The sequence below is a fragment of the Streptomyces sp. NPDC088732 genome, from assembly GCF_044751205.1.
Taxonomy (GTDB): Bacteria; Actinomycetota; Actinomycetes; order Streptomycetales; family Streptomycetaceae; genus Actinacidiphila.
The window spans coordinates 218228-242923 of sequence record NZ_JBIVLI010000001.1; the positions used below are offsets into that span (position 1 = coordinate 218228).

A 24696-nucleotide genomic window follows, 5' to 3' on the forward strand; every position below is an offset into this window, starting at 1 on the left:
TCCTGACGGGTGGTGCGCATCCTCGTCGGACGGGGAGCGGCGGGCGGGGCTCTCATGTCCCCGGCGTCTCCGGGTGCTCCCGCGCGGTGTTCGTCATCAGCGCGCGCAGCTGCCGCCGGCCGCGGCTGAGCCGGCTGCGTACCGTGGGCTCGCCCACACCGCACACCGACGCCGCTTCGGCCGTGGTGCAGCCGATCAGGTCGATCAACGTGACCACCACTCGCTGGTGGGCCGGCAGGCAGGCCAGGGCACGGGCCACATCCACCGATTCGATGACCGTGCGTTCCGGGGCGGACACCGCCGACGCCAGGAGGGCGGCACCGTCCGTCGCGGGCAGCACGGTCTCCCGGGGCCGGCGGGCCCTGCGCCGGGCCTCGTCGGCGGCGGCGTTCACGACGATCCGGTAGAGCCAGGTCCGGACGTCGCAGTGCCCCAGGAAGCCGGCGGCCCCGCGCCAGGCCCGCAGGAGTACTTCCTGCCGCAGGTCCTCGGCTTCAGCGGCTGTGCGGGTGCGGGCCGCGCACCACCGCGCCAGAGTCGCCCGGTGCCGGGCCTCCAGCAGGCCGAAGGCCCGTTCGTCGCCCCGGCCGGCGCTGCGGACCAACTCCGGGTCACTCGGCTCGGCTTCAGTGATTCCCGACGCGACGACAAGACGTTCCGTGGTGACAGACACGGCCGGATCCCCCCAGACTCCCCCGCGCCACGGCGGACCGAATCGGTCGGCGCCCGGCGGGCTGTCAGGTTAAGGACGTCCGGCCCCATAAGACCTCATCAAGGGATCAGGTCTCGGTGGCCGGAACATGACGTCCGTGGGCATGCCATCCGGGTCCCGGGGTGACGCCGCCTCCGGGGCGGCGCACCGCCCGGAGGCTGGATCCGGGCCGCGGGTCTTTGCCGTTTGTTTACCCGTTGATTGCCCACAGATGTGAGCATCTGGTCTCTGTGCCCGCTGCGTTACGGAGAGACAATGCCACCGAAGAGAACCTACGCCGTGCTCGCGACCATGGCAGTCGCCGCCGGCACGCTGGCGACCGCAGGTCAGGCGGACGCGCACCAGAAGCCGCACCACCAGGCGCCGGTCTTCCACCGCACCGCCACGTACCCGGTGTTCCAGAACCGCCCGGCCGGCGAGGACCCGGCCACGGCGACCGTCGCGGAGATCTCGGCGGTCAGCGAGGACGGCCGGACCCTGGTCTACACCGACGCGCTGGCCAAGCGCATCGGCTTCCTGGACATCAGCAGGCCGGACAGCCCGCGCGGGCTCGGCACGCTGTCGCTGGCCGGGCTCGGCAACGCCGAGGACGAGCCGACCTCGGTGGCCGTCGTCGGCCAGTACGTCCTGGTCGTGGTCAACACCAGCGCGAGTTACACCAGCCCCTCGGGACGCCTGGACGTCATATCCCTGCGCGACCGCAAGCGGGTCAGGAGCATCGACCTCGGCGGTCAGCCGGACTCCGTCACCATCTCCAAGGACAAGCGGTACGCCGCGATCGCGATCGAGAACGAGCGCGACGAGGAGGCGACGCCGCCCGGCGGCGACGAGGGCGACCTGCCCCAGGCCCCGGCCGGGTTCGTGCAGATCGTCGACCTCAAGGGCTCCGCGCCGCAGCACTGGAGCACCCGGGCCGTCCCCCTGACCCGCGCCGACGGCAGCGCGCTGCCCGCGCTGGCCGGCGCCGGGATCGCGGAACTCACGGACCCGGAGCCGGAGTACGTCACCGTCAACGGCCGCAACCAGCTGGCGGTGACCCTCCAGGAGAACAACGGCATCGTCCTGATCGACCTGCCGACCGGCCGCATCACCAAGGCCTTCAGCGCCGGCACGGCCAGCGTCCGCGGCATCGACACCGTCAAGGACGGCGTGATCGACCAGACCGGCTCGATCACCGACGTCCGGCGCGAGCCCGACGCGATCAACTGGATCGACGACCGCTACCTGGCCACCGCCAACGAGGGCGACTGGAAGGGCGGCACCCGCGGCTGGTCGGTCTTCGACAGCCGCACCGGCAAGGTCGCCTGGGACGCGGGCAGCAGCTTCGAGCGGATCGCGGTCCGCCACGGCCTGCACACCGAGGACCGCGCGGGCAAGAAGGGCACCGAGCCGGAGGGCGTGGTCGTCGCCACCTTCCACGGGGTGCGCTACGCGTTCGTGGGCTCCGAGCGCAGCAACTTCGTCGCCGTCTACGACCTGAGCCGCCCGACGGCCCCGGTCTTCCGCCAGGTGCTGCCGGCGACCAACGGCCCCGAGGGGCTGCTGCCGATCCCGTCGCGCGACCTGCTCGCGGTCTCCAGCGAGGAGGACGACGCCTCGGTCAACGTACGGGCCTCGGTGAGCCTGTTCCGACTGGGCAAGGGCACTCCGTCGTTCCCGACCGTCGTCTCCGCCACGGACTCCACCGGCGCGCCGATCGGCTGGGGCGCGCTGGGCGCGCTGTCGGCCGTGCCCGGCCGGTCGCACGAGCTGTACACGGTCACCGACGCCGCGTACGCCGTCACCAGGATCCTGACCGTCGACACCTCGTGCTCGCCCGCGGTCGTCACCAGGGCGCTCACCGTCAAGGACGCGGACGGCAAGCCGGTCGGCTACGACGCCGAGGGCATCTTCGCCCGTCCCCAGGGCGGTTTCTGGCTCGCCGTCGAGGGCGCGACCGGCGACGGCAACAAGCTGGTGCGGCTCGACCGCGACGGGGTGACCCGGCAGGTCGTCGCGCTCCCGGCGGATGTCGCCGCGGGCCTGGCCAAGCAGGGCTTCGAGGGCGTCACCGCCACCACCGACCGGCACGGGCACGAGGTGGTCTGGGTGACGCTGCAGCGCGAGGTCAAGGGCGACCCGGCCGGGGTCGTCAGGATCGGCCGGTACGACGTCCAGGCCGGCACCTGGAGCTGGTACGGCTACCGGATCGGCACGACCACCGTCCCCGGTGACTGGATCGGCCTGTCCGAGATCACCGCGGTGGGCGACAAGCTCGCCCTCATCGAGCGCGACAAGCTCAACGGCCCGGCCGCCGCGGTCAAGCGGATCTACACGGTCGACATGCCGGGGTCCGCCGCCCCGGCGGGCACGGTGCCGGTGCTGCAGAAGAAGCTCGCCCACGACGTGCTGCCCGACCTGCGCGCGACGAAGGGCTGGACGCAGGAGAAGCTGGAGGGCCTGACCGTGGGCGGTGACGGCGAGGTCTACGCCGTGACCGACAACGACGGCCTGGCGGACGCCACCGGCGAGACGGTCTTCCTCCGCCTCGGCTCGGCCAAGGGCATCTTCGGCCGCCGCTGACCCGTCACGGCACGGACGCGGACGGCCGCCGGCGAGGTGCCGGCGGCCGTCCGGGCCTCACGTCGTCGTCCGGCGTCCGGCGTCCGGCGTCAACTGGCCCTGCACCAACGGCCCGTACCGCGCGACGAGGTCGTCGGTGCCGGACTCCCGCATCGCCGGGCCCCGCGCGATGCCGTACATGACGCCGAAGCCGAGCAGCACGGCCAGCGCGAGCTCCGCGCGCAGCCCGGCGTCGGGGCCGGTCAGCCGCTGGGCGAGCCGATCGGTCACCTGCGCGCGGAAGTTGGCCCGCAGGACGTCCCCGGAGTCCCCGTGGAGCGGTGCGAACGCGATCCGCAGCACGGGGTCGGTGCCGTCGTGGCGCTGGGTCTCCAGCACATGGCGCACCATGTGGTGGCCCAGCCGGTCCAGCGGCGCGTCGAGGAGGGCATCGGCGTCGCTCTCGAAGGACAGCACCCGGGCGAACAGGGCCTCCTTGCTGCCGAAGTACTTCAGGACCAACGGCGGGCTGACGCCCGCCCGTTCGGCAACCGCCTTCAAGGTGATGTCGGCGTGCGGCTGGCGGGCCAGGAACCAGCGCACGGCCCGCAGGATCGCGGCCCTGGTCGCCTCCGCGTCGCGGCGCCCGCCCGCACCGGAGTCGGCGGCGGCGTCGTGGGCGCTCACGCGTCCTCCAGGGTCGCGTTCGGCGCCTGCTCCGCCGTCCCGGCTGTGTTCCGGTCCCCGCGCGGCGCACGGTCGCCGGGGATCGACAGCGCGGCGGCGATCGCGACGACCGCGACGAAGCCGGCCATGGCGAACGCGACCTGGTAGCCCGCGAGCGTCGGCACGGGGACCCCCGCGACGGGGCTGGTGTGGTGGACGAGCACCGCGGCCACCGCCGCGCTGGAGGCGGCCTGGCCGATGGTGCGCATGAGGACGTTGACGCCGTTGGCGGAGGCGCTCTGCTCGGCGGGCACGGCCCGCAGGATCAGGGTGGGCAGCGCCGAGTAGGCGAGTGTGGTGCCGCTGGAGATCACGGTGGCCCCGACCAGGATCACCCACAGGTCGCGGCTGTCCGCGACGCGTATCACGTAGCCGAAGGCGATGACGGCCGCGCCGAGGGCCAGTGTGATCCGCGGACCGCGGGCGGCGGATATGCGGGCCGAGACCGGCGACAGCAGCAGCATGGTGAGGCCCGCGGGCAGCAGGCACAGACCGGTCTCGAAGACGGTCAGGCCGAGGCCGTACCCGGTGGCCTTGGGCGCCTGCACCAGTTGCGCGGTGACCAGCGAGTTGGCGTAGAAGGCGAAGCCGGTGAGCATCGCCGCCACATGGGAGAGCCCGACCCGCGCGCCGGAGGCGAGGCGCAGGTCGACCAGCGGCTGCGCGGCGCGCAGTTGGTGCAGCCACCACAGCACGAGGACGGCCACCGCGGCGGCGAACAGGCCGACGATCCGGCCGCTGCCCCACCCCCACTGCCCGCCCTGGGACACCCCGAGCAGCAGGCAGATCAGCCCGGCGGCCAGCCCGAGTGCCCCGACGACGTCGAACCGGCCGCGCGTCCGTCCCGGCGCGTCGGCGACCGCCCACCAGACACCGGCCACACCCAGCGCGCCCAGGGCGCTGGTGAGCCAGAACATGGTGTGCCAGTCCGCGTACTGCACGACCAGCGCGGCCAGCGGCAGGCCGAGGGCGGCGCCGATGCCGACCGTGGAGCTCATCATCGCCACCGCGGATCCGCGCCGCTCGGGCGGCAGTTCGTCGCGCAGCACGCTGATCGACAGCGGGACGACGGCGGCCGCGGCGCCCTGCAGGGCCCGGGCCGCGATGAGCACCCAGATCTGCGAGGACAGGGCGCACATCACCGAGCCGAGCGTCATCAGGGCCAGGGCGCCGGTCAGCACGCGGCGCTTGCCGTACATGTCGCCGGCGCGGCCGAGCACCGGGGTGAGCACGGCGCCGGACAGCAGGGTGGCGGTGACCATCCAGGAGACGGTGCCCGCCGAGGAGTGGGTGAGCCGCGGCAGGTCCGGCAGCAGCGGGACGACCACGGTCTGCATGACGGCCATGAGGATGCCGCCGAATGCCAGCACCGGCACGGTCAGCCGTTTGCGCAGGCCGCCCGGCACGGGCCCGGTCCTGGTCGTGTCGGGAACCGGGGCGGGCTGGGCCATGGGGGCGTCTCCAGACGAGGCGACGGGACGGTGAATCGCGATTCACCTTATCGGGTGAATGGCGATTCACCAATCCCGCGCCCGCGGTCACGACGGGACGGCGGTCACCCGGTCCCAGAACCAGTACAGGCTGACGATCACGATCGGCGCGGTCATCGCGGGCAGGACCCAGCGGTGCGCGGGGGTCCTGCGCAGGAGCACCAGCAGCGGGAACACCACGGCGATGACGCCCAGTTGCACCGCCTCGATGCCGACGTTGAAGCTGAGCAGCGACAGCAGCAGTTCCCAGGACCAGCTCTCGTCGATGCCGAGCGCCCCCGCGAAACCGAGGCCGTGCACCAGGCCGAAGAGAAAGACCACCGGCAGGCGCCAGCGCCCGGTGCCCTCGCGGTCCCGCAGAAAAATGCCCGCGCACGCCATGGCGGCGATCGAGGCGGCGATGACCGGTTCGACGACCGCCGCCGGCACGGTGACGACGCCCATGGCCGCCAGCAGGAAGGTGACGCTGTGCGCGGCGGTGAAGGCGGTCGCCGCGAGCAGCACGTCGCGCAGGCCGCGGGCGCCGATGAGCAGGGACAGCAGGAAGAGGATGTGGTCCAGGCCGAACAGCAGGTGTTCCATGCCGAGCAGGAAGAAGTCCGCGATCTGGCGGGACTGGTGGTGTCCCCCGGTCGTCAGGGTCGGCTCGGCGGCGGTGAGCACCTGGGAGCCGCGCTGCCCGTCGATGTCGTAGTGGACGATCGTCTCCGTGCTGTGGACGAAGCTCTCGGCGTCGGGGAACAGGGCGCTGGAGACCGTGTAGGTGCCGTCCGCGCCGGCGGGGCAGTCGTAGGCCAGGGTGAGGACGGCGAACGGGCGGCTGCCGCGGGTGTGGACGCGGGCGTCCCCGGCCGGCCGGGGTGCGCAGGCGGTGCCGTCGTGGGCGAGGGCGAAGCGCCCGGTGACGTACGCGTTCACGGCCTGGGCGTTGGCCTTGAGCTGGCGCAGCTGCTCGGCGCGGTCCTTCGCGCCGTACGCCTCCTCGTACAGCCAGGCCGACTTCATCAGGAGGTCGTACTCGAGGTCGAGTTCCGCCCGGACATCGGTGCCGGTGCCCGTCACCTCGACGTACGCGGTCGTGGTCGCGTCGTGCGCGGCGGCCGGGGCGGGGCGGGCGAGGCCGGCGGCGAGCAGGGTCAGGAGCGCCGCGACGACGGTGAGGAGCGCGGCGGGCAGGCGCGGAGCGGCGGAACGCATGGGGATCCCGGTTCTCGTGGTCGAAGGGGGTGGAAGCGGCGCGCCCGCCGTCCCGGACCGGGTCGGGTCCGGGACGGCGGGCGGTCAGCCGGTCAGCACGTCACCCGCGGGACGCGGACGGGCCGAACCACGGGTACGCGGAGTCCTCCGGCCCCCACGAACCGGCCCTGCCCTTGGCGTCCTTGGTCACGAACACGGCCGGCTCGGAGCCGGTGACGCCGCCGCCGGTGGAGCGCGCCGTGACGATCCACGCGTGCGTCGTGTCCGGCTCCAGGTCCCGCCAGGTCACCGAGGCGACCCCGCCGGAGGCGGCCTTGGCCTCGCCGATGACGCTCACGGGGTTGTAGAGCGCCAGCGAGTCGGTCCTGAAGGTCGTCCTGCGGCTGCTGAGGTCGACCGGCAGCACCATGTTGTCCTCGGTGCCGTCGTACCGGTGGTCGGTGTCGTACTCGGTGGCGCCGAACTCGTCGAGCAGCGGCGAGTAGGTGTCGACGGTCAGCTGGGAGCGCTTGACGTCGAACTGGAGCATCCGGAAGAAGCTCGCGCCGAACTGGAGCTGGTCGTCGGGCTTGTAGCCGCCGATCTCGGTGAGGCCCAGCCGGTCCGCGGACACCGTGTAGAACTGGTAGTCCGCCAGCAGCTCCACGACGTCGTGCGCGACCTCGCCGACCCGGGGCTTGATGTTGGTGCCGACGCCGTGCTCGTGACCGGCGAGGATCAGGAACACGTTCGGGTTGTCCTGGACCACGGTCTTGTAGAGCATCGAGCCGTCGGGCGCGGAGAACGGGGCGCCGCGGCCGTTGGGGTTGCTGCTGGGTGCGAGGTAGTCGTGCGAGAGCAGGATGCCGTTGCGGTCGGGGAAGCGCTTGAAGACCGAGTCGGCCCATTCGGCCTCCTCGCGCGTCACCCCGTAGGACAGGCCGACCACGACGAAGTCGAGGCCGCCGGCGGAGAACAGGTCGTAGTGGTTCTGGTTGTCGCCCTCGCGCCAGGGGCCGCCGTACTCGGCGTGCTCCCAGCCCTTGGACAGCGCCTGGTAGCGGTCGGGGCCGTAGTACTTGTTGTAGATGGCGCCCGGGCCGTTCTCGGTGCCCGACTGGTTGTCGTGGTTGCCCGCGATGACGCCGTTGGGCACGCCGGCGTCGTCCAGGATCTTCTGCTGCTTCGAGGAGAGCTCCAGCTCACCGGTGACCTGGCGCTGCGTTGCCTCGTCGGCGGGCTTGCGGATGTTGTTCTCGATGAGGTCGCCGGTGTGCGCGACGTAGGCGATCTTGCGCTTGTCCTTGTTGTCGGCGATCCAGCGCGAGACGTCGCCGTACGCCTTCTCCCAGACCGCGCGCTCCTCGGCCGTCTCCTGCTCGACCGCGCCCTCGGAGAGGTACTGCGTGTCGGTGTAGTGGACGATCGAGAAGTCGTAGGAGTCGGGGTCGGCGAAGGTGTTCGGGTCGCCGGCGTCGATGTCGTCGGCGAACGGGTCCTCACCGGTCACCATGACGTGCACCTTGGTGCCGTCGACATACTTCCGGTCGACCGCCGCGGTCAGCACGGTGTCGCCCTTGACGGCGCCGCGGGCGCTGGTCAGGACGTCCCACCGCTCGGTCGCGGAGTTCCACACGCGCAGCGCCGCCAGCCGCTCGGGGTCGATGGTCCCCTCCCAGCGCAGCACGGGCGCGTCGACGAGGTCCTTGGCCCGGACGTCGAACCGCTGGTAGGTGACGGCGTCACCGGCCGGCGCGTCGATCGTCGCGCCGTCGGCGGGCTCGATGCCGGTGGCCTTCAGCTTCTGCTCGCCGTCGACCTTGAGCGTGGTGGGAACGGCGGGGGCGGTGCCCTGGTAGACGTGGTCGGGCGTGACGATCTCGGTCTCGGAGAACGTCGCCATCACCTCGCCCCCGTCGGGCTCGGCGACCTTCGCCGACAGCTGGACGCTGCCCCCCGCGTCGGTCGTGCCGGACGCCGGGGAGAGGCCGGTCGGGACGTCGGGGATGCCCGCGGAGGTGAACCTCACCTCGCGGCTCGCGCTGTTGCCGACGCCGTCGGTGGCGGACACCGCCAGCGTGTGCTCACCGGCGGACAGGCCGGGGCCCACCGCCGCACCAAGCTGGACCGGCCTGCCGTCGAGGGTGACGACCGGCCCGGTCACGACGGCGGAGAGGTCCTTCAGGCGGACGTCGAGGACGACCGAGGAAGTGATTCGCTGCCCGGCGGCGGGGACGCTGGAGGCGATCTCGGGTGCGGAGTTGTCGGTGACCAGGACACGGGTGGCGGTCCTGCCGGTCTTCGACGTCGCGGCCAGGGTGTGCGTGCCGTCGGCGATCTCCGCAGTGTCGAGGTCGGCGCGCAGGCCCTGGGCGGGGCCGTCGACGAAGAACTCGAGGTCGATCTCGGTCAGCGGGTTGACGTTGTCGCCGCAGTTGCCGTCGCCCAGGCTGTACGAGCCCTTGAGCATGCGGCCGGTGGCCGTGCCGCTCGCCGGGGTGAGGGTGATGTCGGAGACGGCGAAGTCGTCGCGGTTGTCGCCGCAGGACGTCGGAAACGTGCCGGTGACGAAGTCGATCGTGTTCCAGCCGGGGACGAGCCACTCGTTGGGGAGCGCCAGGTTCACCCGCTGACTGACGAAGTCGCCGTCGAGAACGTGCTTCTGACCGTTCACCAGCAGGTGGTTCTGGTAGCGGGCCTCGATCGAGTTGGTGCCCACGGTGAAGCCGAGGGTCGCGTTGCCCGCGCCGAGGGTCGGCTCGGCGTGCACGGCCGGGGCGTCGATCGTCCAGTGCAGGTCCGCCTCGCGCAGGCGGGTGGCGCTGTTGCCGCAGCTGCCGTCGCCCATGGCGTAGGAGTCGGCGATGCCGTGGCCGGTGACGGTGCCGCCGTCGAGGGTCAGCGCGAGCCCGGAGATGTCGAAGTCGTCGCGGTTGTTGCCGCAGGTCTCCTTGTACGCGCTGGTGACCACGGTGATCGTGTTGTCACCGGGGACCAGGAAGCGCGCCGGGACCGCGATGTCGACCCGCTGGCTCACCCAGGTGCCGCCGAGGTCGATGCGCTTGCCGTTGACAAGCAGGAAGTTGTCGTACCTGTCGTCGATCGAGTTCGACCCGACGTCGAAGGAGAACGTCGCCGCGCCGTTGCCGAGGTGCGCGGCCGTGGCGGGCACCTTGCCGTCCACAGTCAGCGCCGCGGTGTCGCCCTCGGCGCCCGCGGGGAAGTTCGCGAAGACCGGCTGGAGGCCCTTGACCAGCGTGCCGTCCGTGGGCAGCAGCTTGGGGGCGCCCGCCGGGGCGTTGTTGACCGTCACGGTGTTCTTGACGGACTCGCCCGAGACCGTCCGCGCGCCGATGACGTGCTCGCCGTTGGACAGCCCGGTGGTGTCGACGTCCGCGGACAGGCCGGTGGTGGCCTGCGGGTCGCCCAGGACGAAGAAGCTCAGCTTCGCCTTCGTCAGCAGCGTGGTGTTGCTGCCGCAGCTGCCGTCGCCGAAGGAGTACGTGTACTCGTTCTCCTCGCCGTCCGCGACCTCGCCGAGCAGGTCGAGGCCGATGTCGGAGAGCACGAAGTCGTCGAAGTTGGTGCCGCACGAGCTGTCGACCGTGCCGGCGAAGAACTCGACGGTGTTCTCGCCCTTGTGCAGGCGGTCGTTGGGGATCTCGACGGTGCCGCGCTGGTTGACGAGGTCGCCGATGTCGGCGCGGTAGTCGCCGTTGACGAGGATGTGGTTGTGGTAGCGGGCCTCGGTGGAGTTCGACCCGACGTCGAAGCTCAGCCGGGACACGCCGATCGTCGGTTCGGCGTCGATGCCCTTGCCGTCGACGGTGATCCTGCGGATGGAGTCACCGGCGGCCGTGGGCGTGGCCACGAGCTTCCGGGTGCCCTCCAGGTACGTGCCGTCGCCGGGCGTGAGGACCGGCAAGGCCGGGGCGTCGGCCGACGCGCTGCGCTCCGGCGCGGAGTCGGCGGCGTACGCCGCGGTCAGGTTCCCGCTCACGAGCAGCAGCGAGGCGAGCGCCGCCCCGAGCAGCCGCCGGCCGCCCGATCCCCCGGATCCGCCATGTGGCCGTCTGCGCCACTGTGTTGGCCGCTTCACGAACTGCCCCTCCCGATCGATGCAAGGTAAAGGGCACGTCGGGAAAGACCCACGACATGCCCATGGCGGATCCTGAGCGGCGCAGATGAACGGCGTTAAAGCAAAAGTAAACAAGCAGCGGAATGGTCCGCTGGGGCGGGCGGGGACGGCGGTCCAAAACGGTTCGTTCGTCGGCCCCTTGAGGCCCCGATCGACACCCCATAAGGTCCCATTGACGATAAGTCCTCGGCGTGCGAGGCTGACGCGACATCAGGACCGCGGCCCGTCCTGCGTGTACCGCCCGACGACCTGGAGGACACCCATGGCGCACGCCCCCGTAAGCGACTCCCATCTGGACGCGCGGGTCTTGGACCGGGCCGCCGGGGTGCTGCTCGGCGCGGCCGTGGGCGACGCGCTGGGCGTGCCGTACGAGTTCAAGCCGACGCTGCGCGAGGACCAGCAGCCGCGGATGATCGGCGGCGGCCTCGGACCGTACGAGCCCGGCGAGTACTCCGACGACACCCAGATGCAGGTCTGCATCGCCGAGGTGGCGGCGACCGGAGCGGATCTGCGCACTCCCGAAGCCCTGGACGCGATCGCCGCGAACTTCCAGGGCTGGCTGAGCGAGGGCGCCAGCGACGTCGGCAACCAGACCAGCGTGATCCTGAGCACCGCCGCCCGGGCACCCGGCTCGGCGGGCACGGCGATGCGGGAGGCCGCCCGGGAGTACACCGCCGGCAACCTCCGCAGCGCGGGGAACGGCTCGTTGATGCGGACCGGGATCGTCGCCCTCGCCCACCTCGGCGACGCCGCCGCGATGGCCGAGGCCGCCGTCGCCGTCAGCGCCCTCACCCACCCCGACCCCGACTGCGCCGACGCCTGCGTGCTGTGGTGCTCCGGCATCCGCACGGCGGTGCTGCACGGCACGTTCGACGGCGTACGCGAGGGCCTGGACCTGCTCCCTGCCGAGCGCCGGGCGACGTGGGCCGAGCGGCTGGACGAGGCAGAGGCCCATCCGCCGCGCCACTTCGGCAACAACGGCTGGGTCGTCGGCGCCCTCCAGGCCGCCTGGTCGGCCGTCACCCGCACCGCGGTCCCCGAACTGAGGCTCGCCGAGGGCGGCTTCCCCGCCCAGCACCTGCAACTGGCTCTGGAGGCGGCGGTACGGGCCGGCACGGACACCGACACCGTCGCGGCCATCGCGGGCGCCCTGCTCGGCGCGCGCTGGGGCTGCTCGGGCGTCCCGCTGGAGTGGCAGCAGGCCGTCAACGGCTGGCCGGGCCTCACCGCGCCCGACCTGGTCCGGCTGGCCGCGCTCACCGCCCGGGGCGGGAGCGACGACAAGCTCGGCTGGCCCTCGTCGCCGCACCTGCCGTCCGGCGACCACAGCAGCTTCGCCGTACCCCACCCCCACGACCCCGGCGTGGTCCTGGGCAACCTGGCCCTCGCCCAGGGTGCCGGGCCGGTAGACGTCGACGCCGTGGTCTCGCTCTGCCGCATCGGCACGGCACCGCTCCTGCCGGGGACGGGCACCGACGTCGAGCAGGTCCGCGTCTGGCTGGTGGACAGCCAGGGCTCGAACGCCAACCTCCACTACGTCGTGGACCAGGCCGCCCGCGAGGTCCTGCGCCTGCGCCAGGAGGGCAAGCGGGTCCTGCTCCACTGCTTCGCCGGGCAGAGCCGCACCCCGGCCGTCGCCGCCGTCTACAGCCACCTGGCCAAGGGCATCGACGCGGAGACCGCGCTGCGGGACCTGCGCACGGCACTCACCGGCGGCTGGCACCTCCACGCGCACCCCGAACTCCAGGACGCGGTCCACGAACTGACCGCCGGGACCGCCGGCCCGACAGGGACGAGTGGCAGGACCGAAGGCGGCGACGGCCCCCGGCCGACCGGGTCCGCCGCCACCGGGAGGACACGGACGTGGGGCATCGAGTGGATCGTCCACCCCGAGGATGTCACCCCCGAGCAGTCGCAGGCCGTCCTGGACGATCAGGAGGCCCGCCGGCAGCGGGTCCTGGAGGAGCGCGTGCCGGACCGGTCGGACGGTGTCACTGCCGACCTGAGGTCCGTGGAGCCGCACCCGGGCCGTGACGCGGAGCGGGAGCGGCGGCGGGGGTTGCTCACGTCGAAGGAGTCGGTGTCCCGGGTACGCGGACTGCTGCTCGGTCTCGCGGTGGGCGACACGGTGGGCCGTGCCGGGAGCAAGCTGCCGGCCGAAGGCCCGTTGCGGGCGGGCGTCAGCACCCAACTGGCGTGCTTCACCGTCGAGGGCACGATCCGCGCACTGGTCCGCGGCGACCACAAGGGCATCTGTCACCCGCCGTCGGTGGTCTGGCACGCCTACGGCAGGTGGGCCGCGCTGCAAGGTCTGGAGGCCGAGCGACGGGGGTCGGGCGAAGGGGTGTGGCCCGACGGCTGGCTCGCCCACGTACCCGTCCTGGCGGAACGACGCGGCTCGGCACCGGCGACCGTGGCCGCCCTCGCCAAGATCGAGCAGGGCGGCGTGAAGCGGCCGACGACGAACAGCCGCGGCTGCCACGCGCTGACCCGTACCCTCCCCCTCGCGGTGCTCGACGCGGCGGAAGGCTCCGAACGGGCGGCCCAGTGGGCCCGCGAGATCGCCGCCCTCACCCACGGCGACCCGGCCGCGCAGTCCGCGGCGGCCCACGCGGCGGTGCTTGCCGGGCACTGCCTGACGGGCGGGCAGGTGCGAGAGGCCTTGAGTGACGGCCTCCAGGCGCTCCGCGGGGACGAGCGCGGCCCGGCGGGCAAGGAACTCGACATGCTCGAGGCGGCACTTCGGGAGGCCGTCGCCCACCGGGGCGACGCCAAGCGCCTCGCGCGGCTCGCACCCGACGCCACCGCCCCCTCGGCCCTGCTCGGCGGTGTCTACGTCGCCGCCTCCTTCCCCCGGCGCGAGCAGGTGGGTGAAGCGTTGCGCTTCGCCGCCGGGGCCCCGGACGGCGACTCCGTCGCCTGCGTGGCCGGCGCGCTGCTCGGTGCGGCGCACGGTGTGGAGGCCCTGCCCGTCGACCTGGTCAGCCGCCACGAACTGGCCTGGGTCCTGGACACATTGGCCCGCGACCTCCTCGCTCAGCTCACCGACGCACCCAGCGGCGGCGAGTACACCGGGGGCTGGGACGAGCACTGGTTGAGCCGCTATCCCGGCTGGTGAACGGGCACCGGGCCCGCGGGGTGCTGTCGGAGGCGCTGATGAGAGGTCCGGCCACCGCCCGGCCCGGCGCACCGCCCGGCCGTCGCAGGCGGCAGGTCTGCATGACGTGGATGCGCGCGCACGGCCCCGACGTCACCCGGCCGAGTTCAGCAACGTTCAACGTACATGATCCAGAATGCATTTCCGCAGGGAAGCCCGGGTGGTGTCCGCCAGAACCGACGGCGGCGCGACGATCATCTGCCGGGCGCGTTGCAGGCACGTGGGCCGTGCGCATCGCGGCTGGAACCCGATGGATCGATGACAACGCCGGGGTTGAGGATTCCGGCCGGGTCGAGGACCGTCTTGCCGGCCTGCAGGACGGCGGCGAACAGGTTCGGGCGCTGGCGGTCGTACCACGGGCGGTGGTCGCGCCCCACCGCGTGATGATGGGTGATGGTCGCCCCGCAGCTGATCAGCGCCTCGGAGACCGCCTGCTTGATCTCGTCCCACTGCTCGACCGTCCTGCCCCACTTCCCTGCGGCGTAGACACCGAAGTACGGGGCCGGACCATCGGGGTACACGTGGGTGAAGCGGCAGGTCACGACACCTTCTGCGCCGACCTGGCGCATCGCGTCCTGGGCAGCGGCGTCGACGGCGGCGTGCAGGGTGTCGAACCGGTCCCATGTGCAGGCCGTCTCGAACGTCTCCACGATCATGCCCTGAGCGGCGAGAGCGTCCCGCTGGTAGGGCATGCGCAAGAAGGAGTTGCGCCAGGTGTCGGCGGCCCCGGTCCGTGCGTCCTGCTCCGCGGTGTCGGCGTAGCGCGGTTCCTCGGCCAGGCTGCCGCCATGGTCCCTGCACAGGTCCAGCGCGCGTTCCATCGAGGCGTTGACGGGGTGGTCGGCGGATTCGAAGCCGAGTACCAGGACGGCGGTCGGGGCGGCGGCGTTGATGAACGCCTCCATGGGGTCCAGGAGGCGGCAGTTGGCGGGGTTCAGGCCGGACTGCGACAGGGCGCGCACCGCGCGCACGCCCGCGTTGTGGTCGGCGAAGCCCACCGAGGCTCCCGCACGCCACCGCGGCCGGTCCTGGAGACGGACCCAGGCTTGGGTGATGACGCCGAGCGCTCCCTCCGAGCCGAGGAACATCCGGTCGGGGGACGGTCCGGCCCCCGAGCCCGGCAGACGGCGGGACTCGAGGACCCCGCTGGGAGTGACGACCCGCAACGATTCGGTCAGGTCGTCGATGCGGGTGAGGTTCGTTGCGTAGTGGCCGCCGGCGCGGGTGGCCAGCCAGCCGCCGAGGGTGGAGAACTCGAACGACTGGGGGAAGAACCTCAAGCTGTAGCCCTGGGGCCGCAGTTGGTCCTCCAGGTGAGGGCCGAGGACCCCGGCCTGGACGAGCGCGGCCCGGCTGGTGCGGTCGATCTCCAGGACCTGGTCCATCGCTCCCATGTCCAAGCTGACCACCCCGGCGTAGGCGTCTCCCACCCTCGGTTCGACGCCTCCCACCACCGAGGAACCACCGCCGAAGGGAATGGCTGCGATGTCGGCGTCACTGCACCAGTCCAGGAGATCGACGACCTGTCCCTCGGAGGTCGGGCGCACCACGAGGTCCGGCACGTGGGGCAGGCGCCCCAGCAGCGCTCTCACGACATCGCGGAACGCCTGCCCGTGGCTGTGCGCGAGCCGGTCGCGCACATCGGCGGACGCGATCGACGCCAGAGCCGGCGGCGCCTGGACGCGGCTCGCCCGCACTTCGAACGATTCGATCGGCGGGGCCTCGTGCACCGTCAGGTCGGCGCCCGGCAGCATCTCCGCGGTACGCCGGGTGATCTCCGCACGCTCCGCGCCCGTCACCGCGTCCTCGACGTTTCCCCATCCCCACCACGACCGCGTCTTGCTGCCCAATGCCGCACCCCCGATCTGAACGCCGGGTAAATTACCCGTCGGTCACTTTCGCATAGGATGGGCCCATGGACAAGGAGGAGAAGGCCGCCCGCACGGCCGGGACAAAGGGGATGCCCCGCGCCGACCGGGAGAGGCTGATCCTGGACGCGGCGGCACACGAGTTCGGCGCCAAGGGCTACGCACGCGGGTCGACCGCCGCGGTGGCAGCGCGTGCCGGAATCAGCAAGCCCATGATCTACGAGTACTTCGGTTCCAAGGACGGCCTTTACTTGATGTGCCTGGAGTACGCCGGATCCCGCCTCGTCGAAGCCGTCGCTGCGGCGCAGGAGGGTCCGTCCGACATCACGCGTGCCGCGCGCACTCTCGAGGCCATCTTCCGGAGGCTGGAGCCCCGTGTCGACGACTGGGCTCTCGTCTATGACACGACGCTGCCGGCCGACGGGCCCCTCCATGCGGCGGCTGCCGTCTACCGACAGGAGCTGAACCGCCTCGGAGCGGTCGGCGTGGCCGAGTTCCTCGGCTCCTCGGAGGCGGGCGAGGCGCTCGACACCGACCTCGCCACGCACCTGTGGTACGGGACCGTGAGCGCCGCAGTCGCCTGGTGGCGCCACCACCCCGAGCAGAGCGCCGACGACATGACGGCACGCTTCGAACGGATCCTCGCGGTGCTGTATCCGCAGACTGCCGCACCAACCACGGCGGGCCGACCTTGAAGAACCGAAAATCGCCCGCCCGGCCCAGCTGAAAAACGGGCCGCGGAACCGCGCCGCTGATGCCCGCCGGAATCAGCCCGAGCGGGTCCGTCCGGACGGACCCGGCGCCACGCGCGGCGCAAGCTTCCCGCCGCCGTCACATCGGGCCGGGACACCCACCGCGCACCGGAGTACCCGCCCACGCCGACGCCGACGGCGCTCGGCGCTCGGCGCGAGTCTTTGCGTGGTCACACGTCACCGGTACGGCGCAGCGCGGCCCGGACCTCACTCGGCAGAGGGGAACCCCCGGCGCGGAGGGGGATCGCGGGCCGGGCCCGACCGCGAACCGCCGTCCCGGGACGGGTATCCCCTGAGCACCAAACACCCCGAATAGGTAGATTCCGCCTCGGGCGTCCGGAACACGGCCGCCCGCACAGGCATCGACCGCGAGACCCACGTCCGGCCCGCGCAGGCCGCCGCTGACGAACGGGGAGACCGACCATGGCCACTGACTCACCCATGCAGCTCGGCATGATCGGGCTCGGCCGGATGGGCGCGAATCTCGTGCGCCGGCTGATGCGCGACGGCCATCGGTGCGTCGTGCACGACCTCAGCCGCGATGCCGTGCTGGAGCTGGAGAAGGAGGGCGCGACGGGCGCCGGCTCCCTCCAGGAGCTCGTGGAGAAGCTGGAGACGCCGCGCAACGTCTGGCTGATGCTGCCCGCCGGGGTGGTGCAGCCGACGCTCGACGAACTCGCGCCTCTGCTGGAGCCCGGCGACACCGTCATCGACGGCGGCAACTCGTACTACCGCGACGACATGGCCCGCGCCAAGCAGCTCGCCCCGCAGCGGATCCACTACGTGGACTGCGGCACCTCCGGCGGCGTCTGGGGGCTCGAACGCGGCTACTGCCTGATGATCGGCGGCGAGGACGAGCCGGTGGAGCGGCTGGGCCCGATCTTCCGCACCATCGCCCCCGGCCGCGGGAACGCCGAGCCCACACCGGGCAGGACCAGGTCCGACGGGACCGCGCCGGAGGGCTATCTGCACTGCGGGCCTAGCGGCGCCGGCCACTTCGTGAAGATGGTCCACAACGGGGTGGAGTACGGGATGATGGCCGCCATCGCCGAGGGCCTGAGCATCATCCGGCACGCGGACGCAGGGCTGGGCCACCGGACCGTCGACGCCGAGACCGCGCCGCTGCGCGAGCCCGAGGCGTACCCGTACGAGATCGACGTGGCCGAGGTCGCCGAGGTGTGGCGCCGAGGCTCGGTGGTCGGGTCCTGGCTGGTCGACCTCGTCGCCGACGCGCTGGCCCGCTCGCCGCAACTGGACTCGTTCACCGGCCGGGTCTCGGACTCCGGTGAGGGCCGCTGGACGGTCCAGGCGGCGATCGACGAGAGCGTCCCTGCCCCGGTCATCAGCGCCGCGCTCGCCGAGCGGTACGCGTCGCGCGGACTGGGCGAGTTCGGCGACAAGGTGCTGTCCGCGATGCGCGGCGAGTTCGGCGGCCACGTCGAGAAGACCGGGTGAGGGCGCGATGACCCGCCACTCCCCCTCGCCGAGTCATGGCCCGGTGCCCGACGACCACGTGGTGGTGCTGTTCGGCGCGACCGGAGACCTCGCCCGCCGCAAGCTGCTGCCCGGGCTGTTCCACCTGGCCAAGGCGGGGCTGCTGCCTGCCCGTTACCGTATCGTCGGCTCGGCTCCGGCCCAGAGCACGATGAGCGACGAGGACTTCCGCAAGCACGCGCGGGATGCGGTCGCGGAGTTCGGCCGGTCCAAGCCCGAGGGCAAGGCGTGGCGGGAGTTCGAGTCCACGCTCTCCTTCGGCGCGTGCGATCCCGGAGCCGCCGGGCCGCTGCTCGCGGCCGTGCAGGAGGCCGAGAAGGCCATCGGGGCCAGCCCGCGGCGCCTGTTCCACCTGGCGGTGCCGCCGAGCGCGTTCGTCTCCGTGGTGGAGACGCTCGGGGCGAGCGGCCTGGCCGAGAACGGCCGGATCATCGTGGAGAAGCCCTTCGGTACGGACCTCGCTTCCGCCCGAGCGCTGAACGCGTCGATCCACGCGGTCTTCGACGAGTCTCGGGTGTTCCGCATCGACCACTTCCTCGGCAAGGAGTCGGTCGACAACATCCTCGCCCTCCGCTTCGCCAACGGCCTCTTCGAGCCGATCTGGAACCGCGACCACATCAGCCATGTGCAGATCGACGTGCCGGAGAGCATCAGCATCGAGGGCCGCGCGCAGTTCTTCGAGGGCACCGGCACCTTCCGGGACATGATCGTCACGCACCTGTTCCAGCTCCTGGGATTCGTGGCGATGGAGCCCCCCACGGCGCTCGAGGCGCACTCCATGCGGGACGAGAAGGAGAAGGTCTTCCAGTCGCTCAAGCCCGTCGACCCGGCCCATGTCGTCCGCGGGCAGTACGAGGGATACCGCTCCGAGCCCGGCGTGGACCCGAAGTCCGACACGGAGACCTTCATCGCGCTGCGCGTCGGCATCGACAACTGGCGCTGGGCCGGGGTGCCGTTCTACCTGCGCTCGGGCAAGTCGCTGGGCGAGGCGCGGCACGTGGTGACGCTCGGCTTCCGGGAACCGGCGCTGCGCATGTTCCCGCTGGCCGCACGGGCGGGCGCCGGCGTCCGGAGCAACGAGTTGATGATCGACTTCGACGACCCCGGCCGCATCACGGCCTGCTTCCTGGCGAAGGACCCCGGCCCCGCGATGCGCCTGCGCGAAGCGGAGATGGTCTTCAGCTACGCCGAGTCCTTCAACTCGATGCACGCGCTCGACGGCTACGAACGCCTGATCCTGGACGCGATGCTGGGCGACCAGTCGCTGTTCACGCGTTCCGACGGCATCGAGCGCCTGTGGGAGGCATCGGCCCCGCTGCTGGAGAACCCGCCGCCCGTGGAGTTGTACGCGCCCGGTTCGTGGGGCCCGGAGCCCGCCGTACGCAAGCTGATCGCACCGCACCACTGGAGCCTGCCCCGGCGGGGGTGAACGGGGGCGGCGGCCGACTGCCGGGCCTCGACAGCCGGCCGCACCGAGCGTCACCAGCAGAGGCTTGGGCCTCTCCCACCGGAGGGCGGTTTGCCCACCCCGCGAGCACTTGGGAGGCTGCTTCGCACACGGACCGGACCTGTTCCGCAAGCACGACGGCCGACCTGGCGGGCGGGGACGACTTGGCGAGTCCGGCTTCGACGCCAGTGGGGGAGGGACCCGGTCGGCCCCTCCCCCCACCGCGTCAGCCGACCCGGATCAGGTCAGCGTGAGCTTCTTGTGCGCCGAAGTACTGCTGACATAGTTGCCGTTCCCGCCGTAGACGGCCGTGACCGTCGCTGTTCCCTTCTTGTTGGGCAGCTTGATCGTGAAGCTGTGAGCGCCCTTCGCGGCTGCCGTCAGGGTGACCTTGGTGGTTGCGGTCGTATTGCCGACCTTGGCGGTCACCGTGATCGTGCCGGTCGGATAGGCGGCACCGCTGTGCCCGCCCACCACCACCCGGACCTTCTCGGTCTTGCCGTGCGTCGCCTTGGTCCGGGACAGCGTGAGCGTCGTGGCCGACTTCGCCTTGGCGACCTTCAGCTTCTGCGTCGTGACACCGCTGGGGGCGACGACGTCGGTGCCGGTGAACTGTACGGACACCGTGTGGCTGGCGACGGACAGGGACGCCGGCAGCGTGAACCTGCCGGAGCCCGAGGCGCCGACCTTCGCGGACAGCGAGCCGGTTCCGTAACTGACCTTCACCGTGCCGCTGTCGGCACCCGCCACCGCGAAGATCCCGGAGACCGCGTGCCCGTAGGTGGTGGAGGTCTGCTGCAGCGACACGGCAATGGCGCTCTGGCCCTTGGTCAGGACGAGCTGCACGGCGTCCGAGGCCGAGGTGTCCGCGGTGGCGGTTCCCTCGAAGGACGCGGTGAAGCTGTGCGTCCCTGCCTTGAATCCGGCCGGTACGGACAACGATGCCGTCCCGCCGGTGACCGTGCCCTGCGCGAGGACGGTGGTTCCGTCGCGGAAAGTCACCACTCCGCCGTCGGCTCCGTCGCCGGTGACGGCCGCCTTCAGCGCGACCGCCTTGTTGATGCCAGGAGCGGCCGGGTTCAGGCTCAGGGTCGTCGATGTCGTGGCGAGCACATCGATGTCAGCCGTCCCGGTGTAGCCCGAGCCTGCTCCGACCGCGGTGACGGTGGTGCCGCCGTAGGCCAGGTCGGCAGGCAGCACGGCCTGGAACGAGACGCTACCGTCGCTGTTGGCGACGGCGCTGCCGAGCGACGTGGAAGCGAGCGTGAAGGCCACGCTCTCGCCGCTGCGGTAGCCCGAGCCGCCGACCGTGACCGTGGCGCCCGGAGCGGGCTTGCTGTCACTGACCGCCAGCGTCCCCGGCTGCGAGAGTGCCTGGTGTTCGGCGCAGACGCTGCCTTGGGCACCGACCGGGGGCACGGCGGACGTGGTGCCCGTGACGCCGTCGTCCTCGCGGACCGTGAGGGTGCCGAAGTCCTGGCTGCCCAGGACCGCGTTGGTGGAGTTCGACACCCCGATCTTGTACGCGGTGGTCGGGGTCGCTCCGGCCACGGTGTCGCCCGTCACCGGGACCGTCACCGCCTGGCAGGTCGTGCCGGGCTGGAAGGTGACGGGCTGCATGGCGAGGCCGACCTTGCCCGTGGCCGAACCCACCACGGTCAGGTACGCGGTGACCGGCGTCGTGCTCGGCTGCGAGAGGTAGACCGCGACATCGTCCGTGTCCGGGCCGCTGCCTTCCTCCGCGGCGGTCGACGCGACGTTCACCGTGGTCCGCGTGCGGGGGTCGGGGGTGCCCACGCCCTTGCTGTCGAAGCCCAGGTCCGACAGGTACACGCCACCGGTGGTCACGGCGTCGGCGCCGACGGCCGCGGTGAACGTGACCTTCGTGACGTGCTTGAGGTCCAGACCCGCCGCGGCCAGGGTCGCGGTGGGCACGTGCACCTGCTGCAGCACGATCTTGTTGAGGCTGGTCGACGTGCTGGACGGCATCCTGGTGACGCCCCACCTGTTGAGGTCGGACACCAGGTCGCTCCAGGTGCGACCGGAGGCGTCGGTCACACTCAGCGTCATGTCCGTCCCGGTGGTGACGCTCTCGTCCGGGGACATGCTCACGGTCATCTCTTCGTAACCGGACACGTTCCGCTGTGCGGCCGGGATGGTCACGCCGAGCGCTCCGGCGGCCGTCGTCCAGGTCAGGTGCGTCATCGGATTCAGCGGGACGTTCGGTGCGAAGGACGCGGGAGTCCAGTAGGGCACCTGCTGATTGGTGAGCGTGCTCCCGGGGTTGGTGCAGTACGGCAGGGGTTCGGGAACGGTGCGGCCGTACTTGTTGGCGCAGACCGTGGCCGTGGCCCCGGTCGTGGTGCCGATCAGCGGGCTGGTGGTCTTGAACGAGGCGATGTCCTCGCGCAGGGACGAGGGCTGCTCGGCCACGGTACGCACGTCGGCGAAGTCCGCCACGGACGGCGGCTCCAGCTGCGAACCGTCGAACATCCCCTGGAACTGGGTCTGTCCGCCGAGGGTCAGCTCGAAGAAGCCGGAGATGTAGGCCGCGCCGACCTGGTTCTGCTGCTCGGCCGTGAGCCGGATGTTCTTGCCCGAGGCCAGAGCCGTGCTGCTCGTGCCGCAGACGGCGTCGTTGGAGCTCGACCAGTCGTCCGAGCCTGCCGGGAAGGGCGGGGTCCACGACGTGTTGAAGAAGTTGTGGTCGGCGCCCATGACCCAGATGTCGGAACGCTGGACGTCGTCGGAGAACGTGTTGTCCCGCGAGTCGGCGTAGAAGTGCTGACCCTGCTGGTCGGACACGTCACCGTCGCAGTACGGCAGCAGTGTCGTGGTGACGACGTCCGGCAGGGTGGCGCGAGTGAAGTCGATCGGGGCGAGGGCGAAGACCGACTTGATGTTCCACGGGTTCGCCAGTCCCGCGTTGAGGGTACCCGCGGTCACCACGCCCTCGCCGCCTCGCGAGTGGCCCATGAGCCCGATCCTGCTGAAGTCCATGGTGCCGACGAGCTGCGCGGCGGTCATGGCGCCGGCCGGGTAGGTCGCCTGGCCGGCGGTGAGCGCCTGGTCCAGCGTCACGTCCTGGTCGGTCGCCGCGTCGTGGTAGCTGACGGACTCACCCTGGTTGGCCTTCTTGAGCATGGTCAGCGTGTCCAGGGCCAGCTGGCCGCGGGTGATCGCGCCGTCGTCCGGAGAGAGCTGGTTGTCGTTGGCGTTGATGGCGTTCGCCGAGATGGACACGACGGTGTAGCCGTCCGCGGCGAGTGCCTTGCCCGCGGCGTCGTACCCGGCGTAGCTCACGACCGGGGCGGTGCCGTCGGGGCAGGGCCAACCGCTGGCGCCCCTGAGCGTCGTGAGGTTGTAGCACGAGCTGTGGCGGCCGTGCACGAAGACCACCAGCGGGTGGGTGCCTGTGCCGGTGGGCAGGTAGATACGGCCTTCCAGCTCGCCTCGGATACCGCCGATGTCCGCCAACGGGATCGACTGCGCGCCGAAGTTGTAGTCGGCGATCGTGTACGGGGACGTGCCGTTGGTCGTCGGGTCCCCGGAGGTGGGTCCCGAACCGCCGATGCCGTTCGGGACCGCCGAGAGCCGTTTCAGGGCCTTGGCCTGTCCGGCCGCCGATGGCAACGTTGTCGGGCCGGTGGCAGTGCTGTCACCCCCGCTGGACCACTGCCAGGTGATCGACTTGGCCGTGGCCGGCGAACTGTCGGGAGTGGTGACCGTGAGCGTGCGCCCATCGGCGGACTCCGTGGCCGGACCGAGGTCGACACCGTCAGCCAGCAATTCGGGGGCGTCGTCCCTCATGGGCAGTGCCGTGTCCAGCGTCAGCGACACGGCATAGCCACCCGCGGCCTGGGTGACGGACCAACCGTCACCCGAAGCGACCACAGACGTACCGGGACCTTCGGAAGCGGATGCCGGGGATGCGGCGACCGACAGCGCACCAAGCGCCATGAGTCCCGCGACACCCCCGGCCAGCGGACGCAACAACCGCGCCCACAGGGGATCGGATATCTCCACCAGTGCCAGACCTTACTCACGAGCGCACAGGCTGGCGCCCGCTGTGCGGTGCGCGCGCCAGTCCGTGCAACAACGGCTACTGATCCATAGCCCGGCCAAAGGTTGACAGATAAACAAGTGAAATTGAATAAAGAAATTTTGATGTTGCATGTTGTTTATCTTGGTGCCACAAAATCCCAGCTACCCGTGTTTATTGACGAACCACCAGCAATGAATTACCGTCCGGTAATCGGTACGCACTCCCCGATAAGGAGTCGACTTCCTTCCAATGGACTGCCGATGGCACGTCGAACCGACTGCGGGCCGGAGAGCGCCCCACCCGGATCACCCGGCGAAGGGGGGCCGCTGAGCGAGATACCTCGGTCCGGGTCGGGTGACCTACTCTGCTTGCCGCGGCGATCTACGGCTCCGCCCGCTGTATACGATCCCGGACCGTCCCGGGCGGGCCACGCATCCCTGGAAAGGCGCCTCCCCGGGTGATGTGTACATGATGGCCGTGTCAGGGTGATTTCGAGTCGTGCCTCCTCTGAACCCGCCTCGTACAGCTCGCATCGAGTGGCTGACCACCTTCGACTGCCGCAATGGGCTTGGACAGGGGCCACCCACCCAGCGTCGGAGTCCGCCTGGCAGAGAAACGGGGAGCTGGAGCAGCAGGGTGTGCAGACGAGGGGACTGCGTGGTCCGTAGCGATGGATGGGGGCGGCACGCAGCATGCATGGGCCGATCTCCCAGGGCGGACACTGCTGGGTGGCAACCACTGAGCGCTCGCGAGGAGTCAGCCGGAGCTGAATGGGGCGGCTCGGCTGGCGGTGGGTGGCGTCGTGGGCCTCGTCGAAGGTGTGCAGGCCGATGGCTGAAGCCATTTCGCGCCGGGGACGGGGAGCGCTGGTCCCGTGTCGCTCTTCACCGTAGCGGCAGGAACTGTCGCGGTCCTGCTCGGTGTAGGTGACTGGCTCGTCGTCCGGTTCGGACTCGGGCGGGCTGTCGCTCTCGCCGGTGATCTCTTGCCACTGCCGTCCATCTCGGGCGAGGGCCCACAGGTAGGAGATCCGCTTGGGGTCGTGCCGGTTTCGGGCGCGTACGGCGAGGTGTTCGCCGTACGCGCTGGTGACGACGAGTTCGTCCAGGGAGGTGGCGCGTTCCTGTGGGATGCACAGGGCGGGCAGGAA

Annotated in this window: 12 protein-coding genes; 5 read left to right on the plus strand and 7 right to left on the minus strand. The window is 71.4% G+C overall.

Translation table 11 applies throughout. The annotated features are described in order from the left end of the window. Window positions 1-52 precede the first annotated feature (52 nt). Window positions 53-673 carry an RNA polymerase sigma factor gene (locus tag ACIP9H_RS00960; protein WP_401956638.1) on the minus strand — a complete coding sequence of 207 codons (621 nt, stop codon included), beginning with the start codon at window positions 671-673 and terminating at the stop codon, window positions 53-55. A 294-nt stretch (window positions 674-967) separates the two neighbouring features. Here ACIP9H_RS00960 and ACIP9H_RS00965 point away from each other — a divergent pair, with 294 nt between their 5' ends. After that, on the plus strand, window positions 968-3274 hold the full coding sequence (locus tag ACIP9H_RS00965; protein WP_401956640.1) for an esterase-like activity of phytase family protein: 2307 nt from the start codon (window positions 968-970) through the stop codon (window positions 3272-3274). 57 nt (window positions 3275-3331) lie between these two features. Here ACIP9H_RS00965 and ACIP9H_RS00970 read toward each other — a convergent pair whose 3' ends face one another. The 4 genes from ACIP9H_RS00970 to ACIP9H_RS00985 form a co-directional block, all read right to left on the minus strand. Next, window positions 3332-3940, minus strand: coding sequence for a TetR family transcriptional regulator (locus ACIP9H_RS00970; protein WP_401585099.1), 609 nt, complete (start codon window positions 3938-3940; stop codon window positions 3332-3334). Further along, window positions 3937-5430 carry an MFS transporter gene (locus ACIP9H_RS00975; protein ID WP_401585096.1) on the minus strand — a complete coding sequence of 498 codons (1494 nt, stop codon included), beginning with the start codon at window positions 5428-5430 and terminating at the stop codon, window positions 3937-3939. The genes ACIP9H_RS00970 and ACIP9H_RS00975 overlap by 4 nt, the downstream gene beginning before the upstream one ends. 87 nt (window positions 5431-5517) lie before the next feature. Beyond that, complete coding sequence (locus ACIP9H_RS00980) at window positions 5518-6666, minus strand: HupE/UreJ family protein (protein ID WP_401585094.1); 1149 nt, start codon at window positions 6664-6666, stop codon at window positions 5518-5520. A 100-nt stretch (window positions 6667-6766) separates the two neighbouring features. Further along, window positions 6767-10744, minus strand: coding sequence for a metallophosphoesterase (locus ACIP9H_RS00985; RefSeq protein WP_401956643.1), 3978 nt, complete (start codon window positions 10742-10744; stop codon window positions 6767-6769). Window positions 10745-11045: 301 nt separating this feature from the next. Here ACIP9H_RS00985 and ACIP9H_RS00990 point away from each other — a divergent pair, with 301 nt between their 5' ends. After that, on the plus strand, window positions 11046-13901 hold the full coding sequence (locus ACIP9H_RS00990) for an ADP-ribosylglycohydrolase family protein (RefSeq protein WP_401956646.1): 2856 nt from the start codon (window positions 11046-11048) through the stop codon (window positions 13899-13901). Window positions 13902-14134: 233 nt separating this feature from the next. Here the strand turns inward: ACIP9H_RS00990 and ACIP9H_RS00995 are convergent, their stop codons facing one another. Beyond that, entirely contained in the window at window positions 14135-15790 is a 1656-nt protein-coding gene (locus ACIP9H_RS00995; RefSeq protein ID WP_401956649.1) for an FAD-binding oxidoreductase, read from the minus strand. Window positions 15791-15855: 65 nt separating this feature from the next. Between ACIP9H_RS00995 and ACIP9H_RS01000 the strand changes: the two genes are divergently transcribed. From ACIP9H_RS01000 to zwf, 3 genes are all read left to right on the plus strand, one after another. After that, the gene (locus tag ACIP9H_RS01000; RefSeq protein WP_401585084.1) at window positions 15856-16503 is read left to right on the plus strand and encodes a TetR/AcrR family transcriptional regulator; all 648 of its coding nucleotides are present in this window, start codon (window positions 15856-15858) and stop codon (window positions 16501-16503) included. A 480-nt stretch (window positions 16504-16983) separates the two neighbouring features. Continuing rightward, the gene (gene gnd / locus ACIP9H_RS01005; RefSeq protein WP_401956652.1) at window positions 16984-18015 is read left to right on the plus strand and encodes a phosphogluconate dehydrogenase (NAD(+)-dependent, decarboxylating); all 1032 of its coding nucleotides are present in this window, start codon (window positions 16984-16986) and stop codon (window positions 18013-18015) included. 7 nt (window positions 18016-18022) lie between these two features. Then, on the plus strand, window positions 18023-19483 hold the full coding sequence (gene zwf / locus ACIP9H_RS01010) for a glucose-6-phosphate dehydrogenase (RefSeq protein WP_401585078.1): 1461 nt from the start codon (window positions 18023-18025) through the stop codon (window positions 19481-19483). 258 nt (window positions 19484-19741) lie between these two features. Here the strand turns inward: zwf and ACIP9H_RS01015 are convergent, their stop codons facing one another. Beyond that, window positions 19742-23341, minus strand: a complete 3600-nt coding sequence (locus ACIP9H_RS01015; protein WP_401585076.1) for an Ig-like domain repeat protein — start codon at window positions 23339-23341, stop codon at window positions 19742-19744. Between the last annotated feature and the right edge of the window lie 1355 nt (window positions 23342-24696).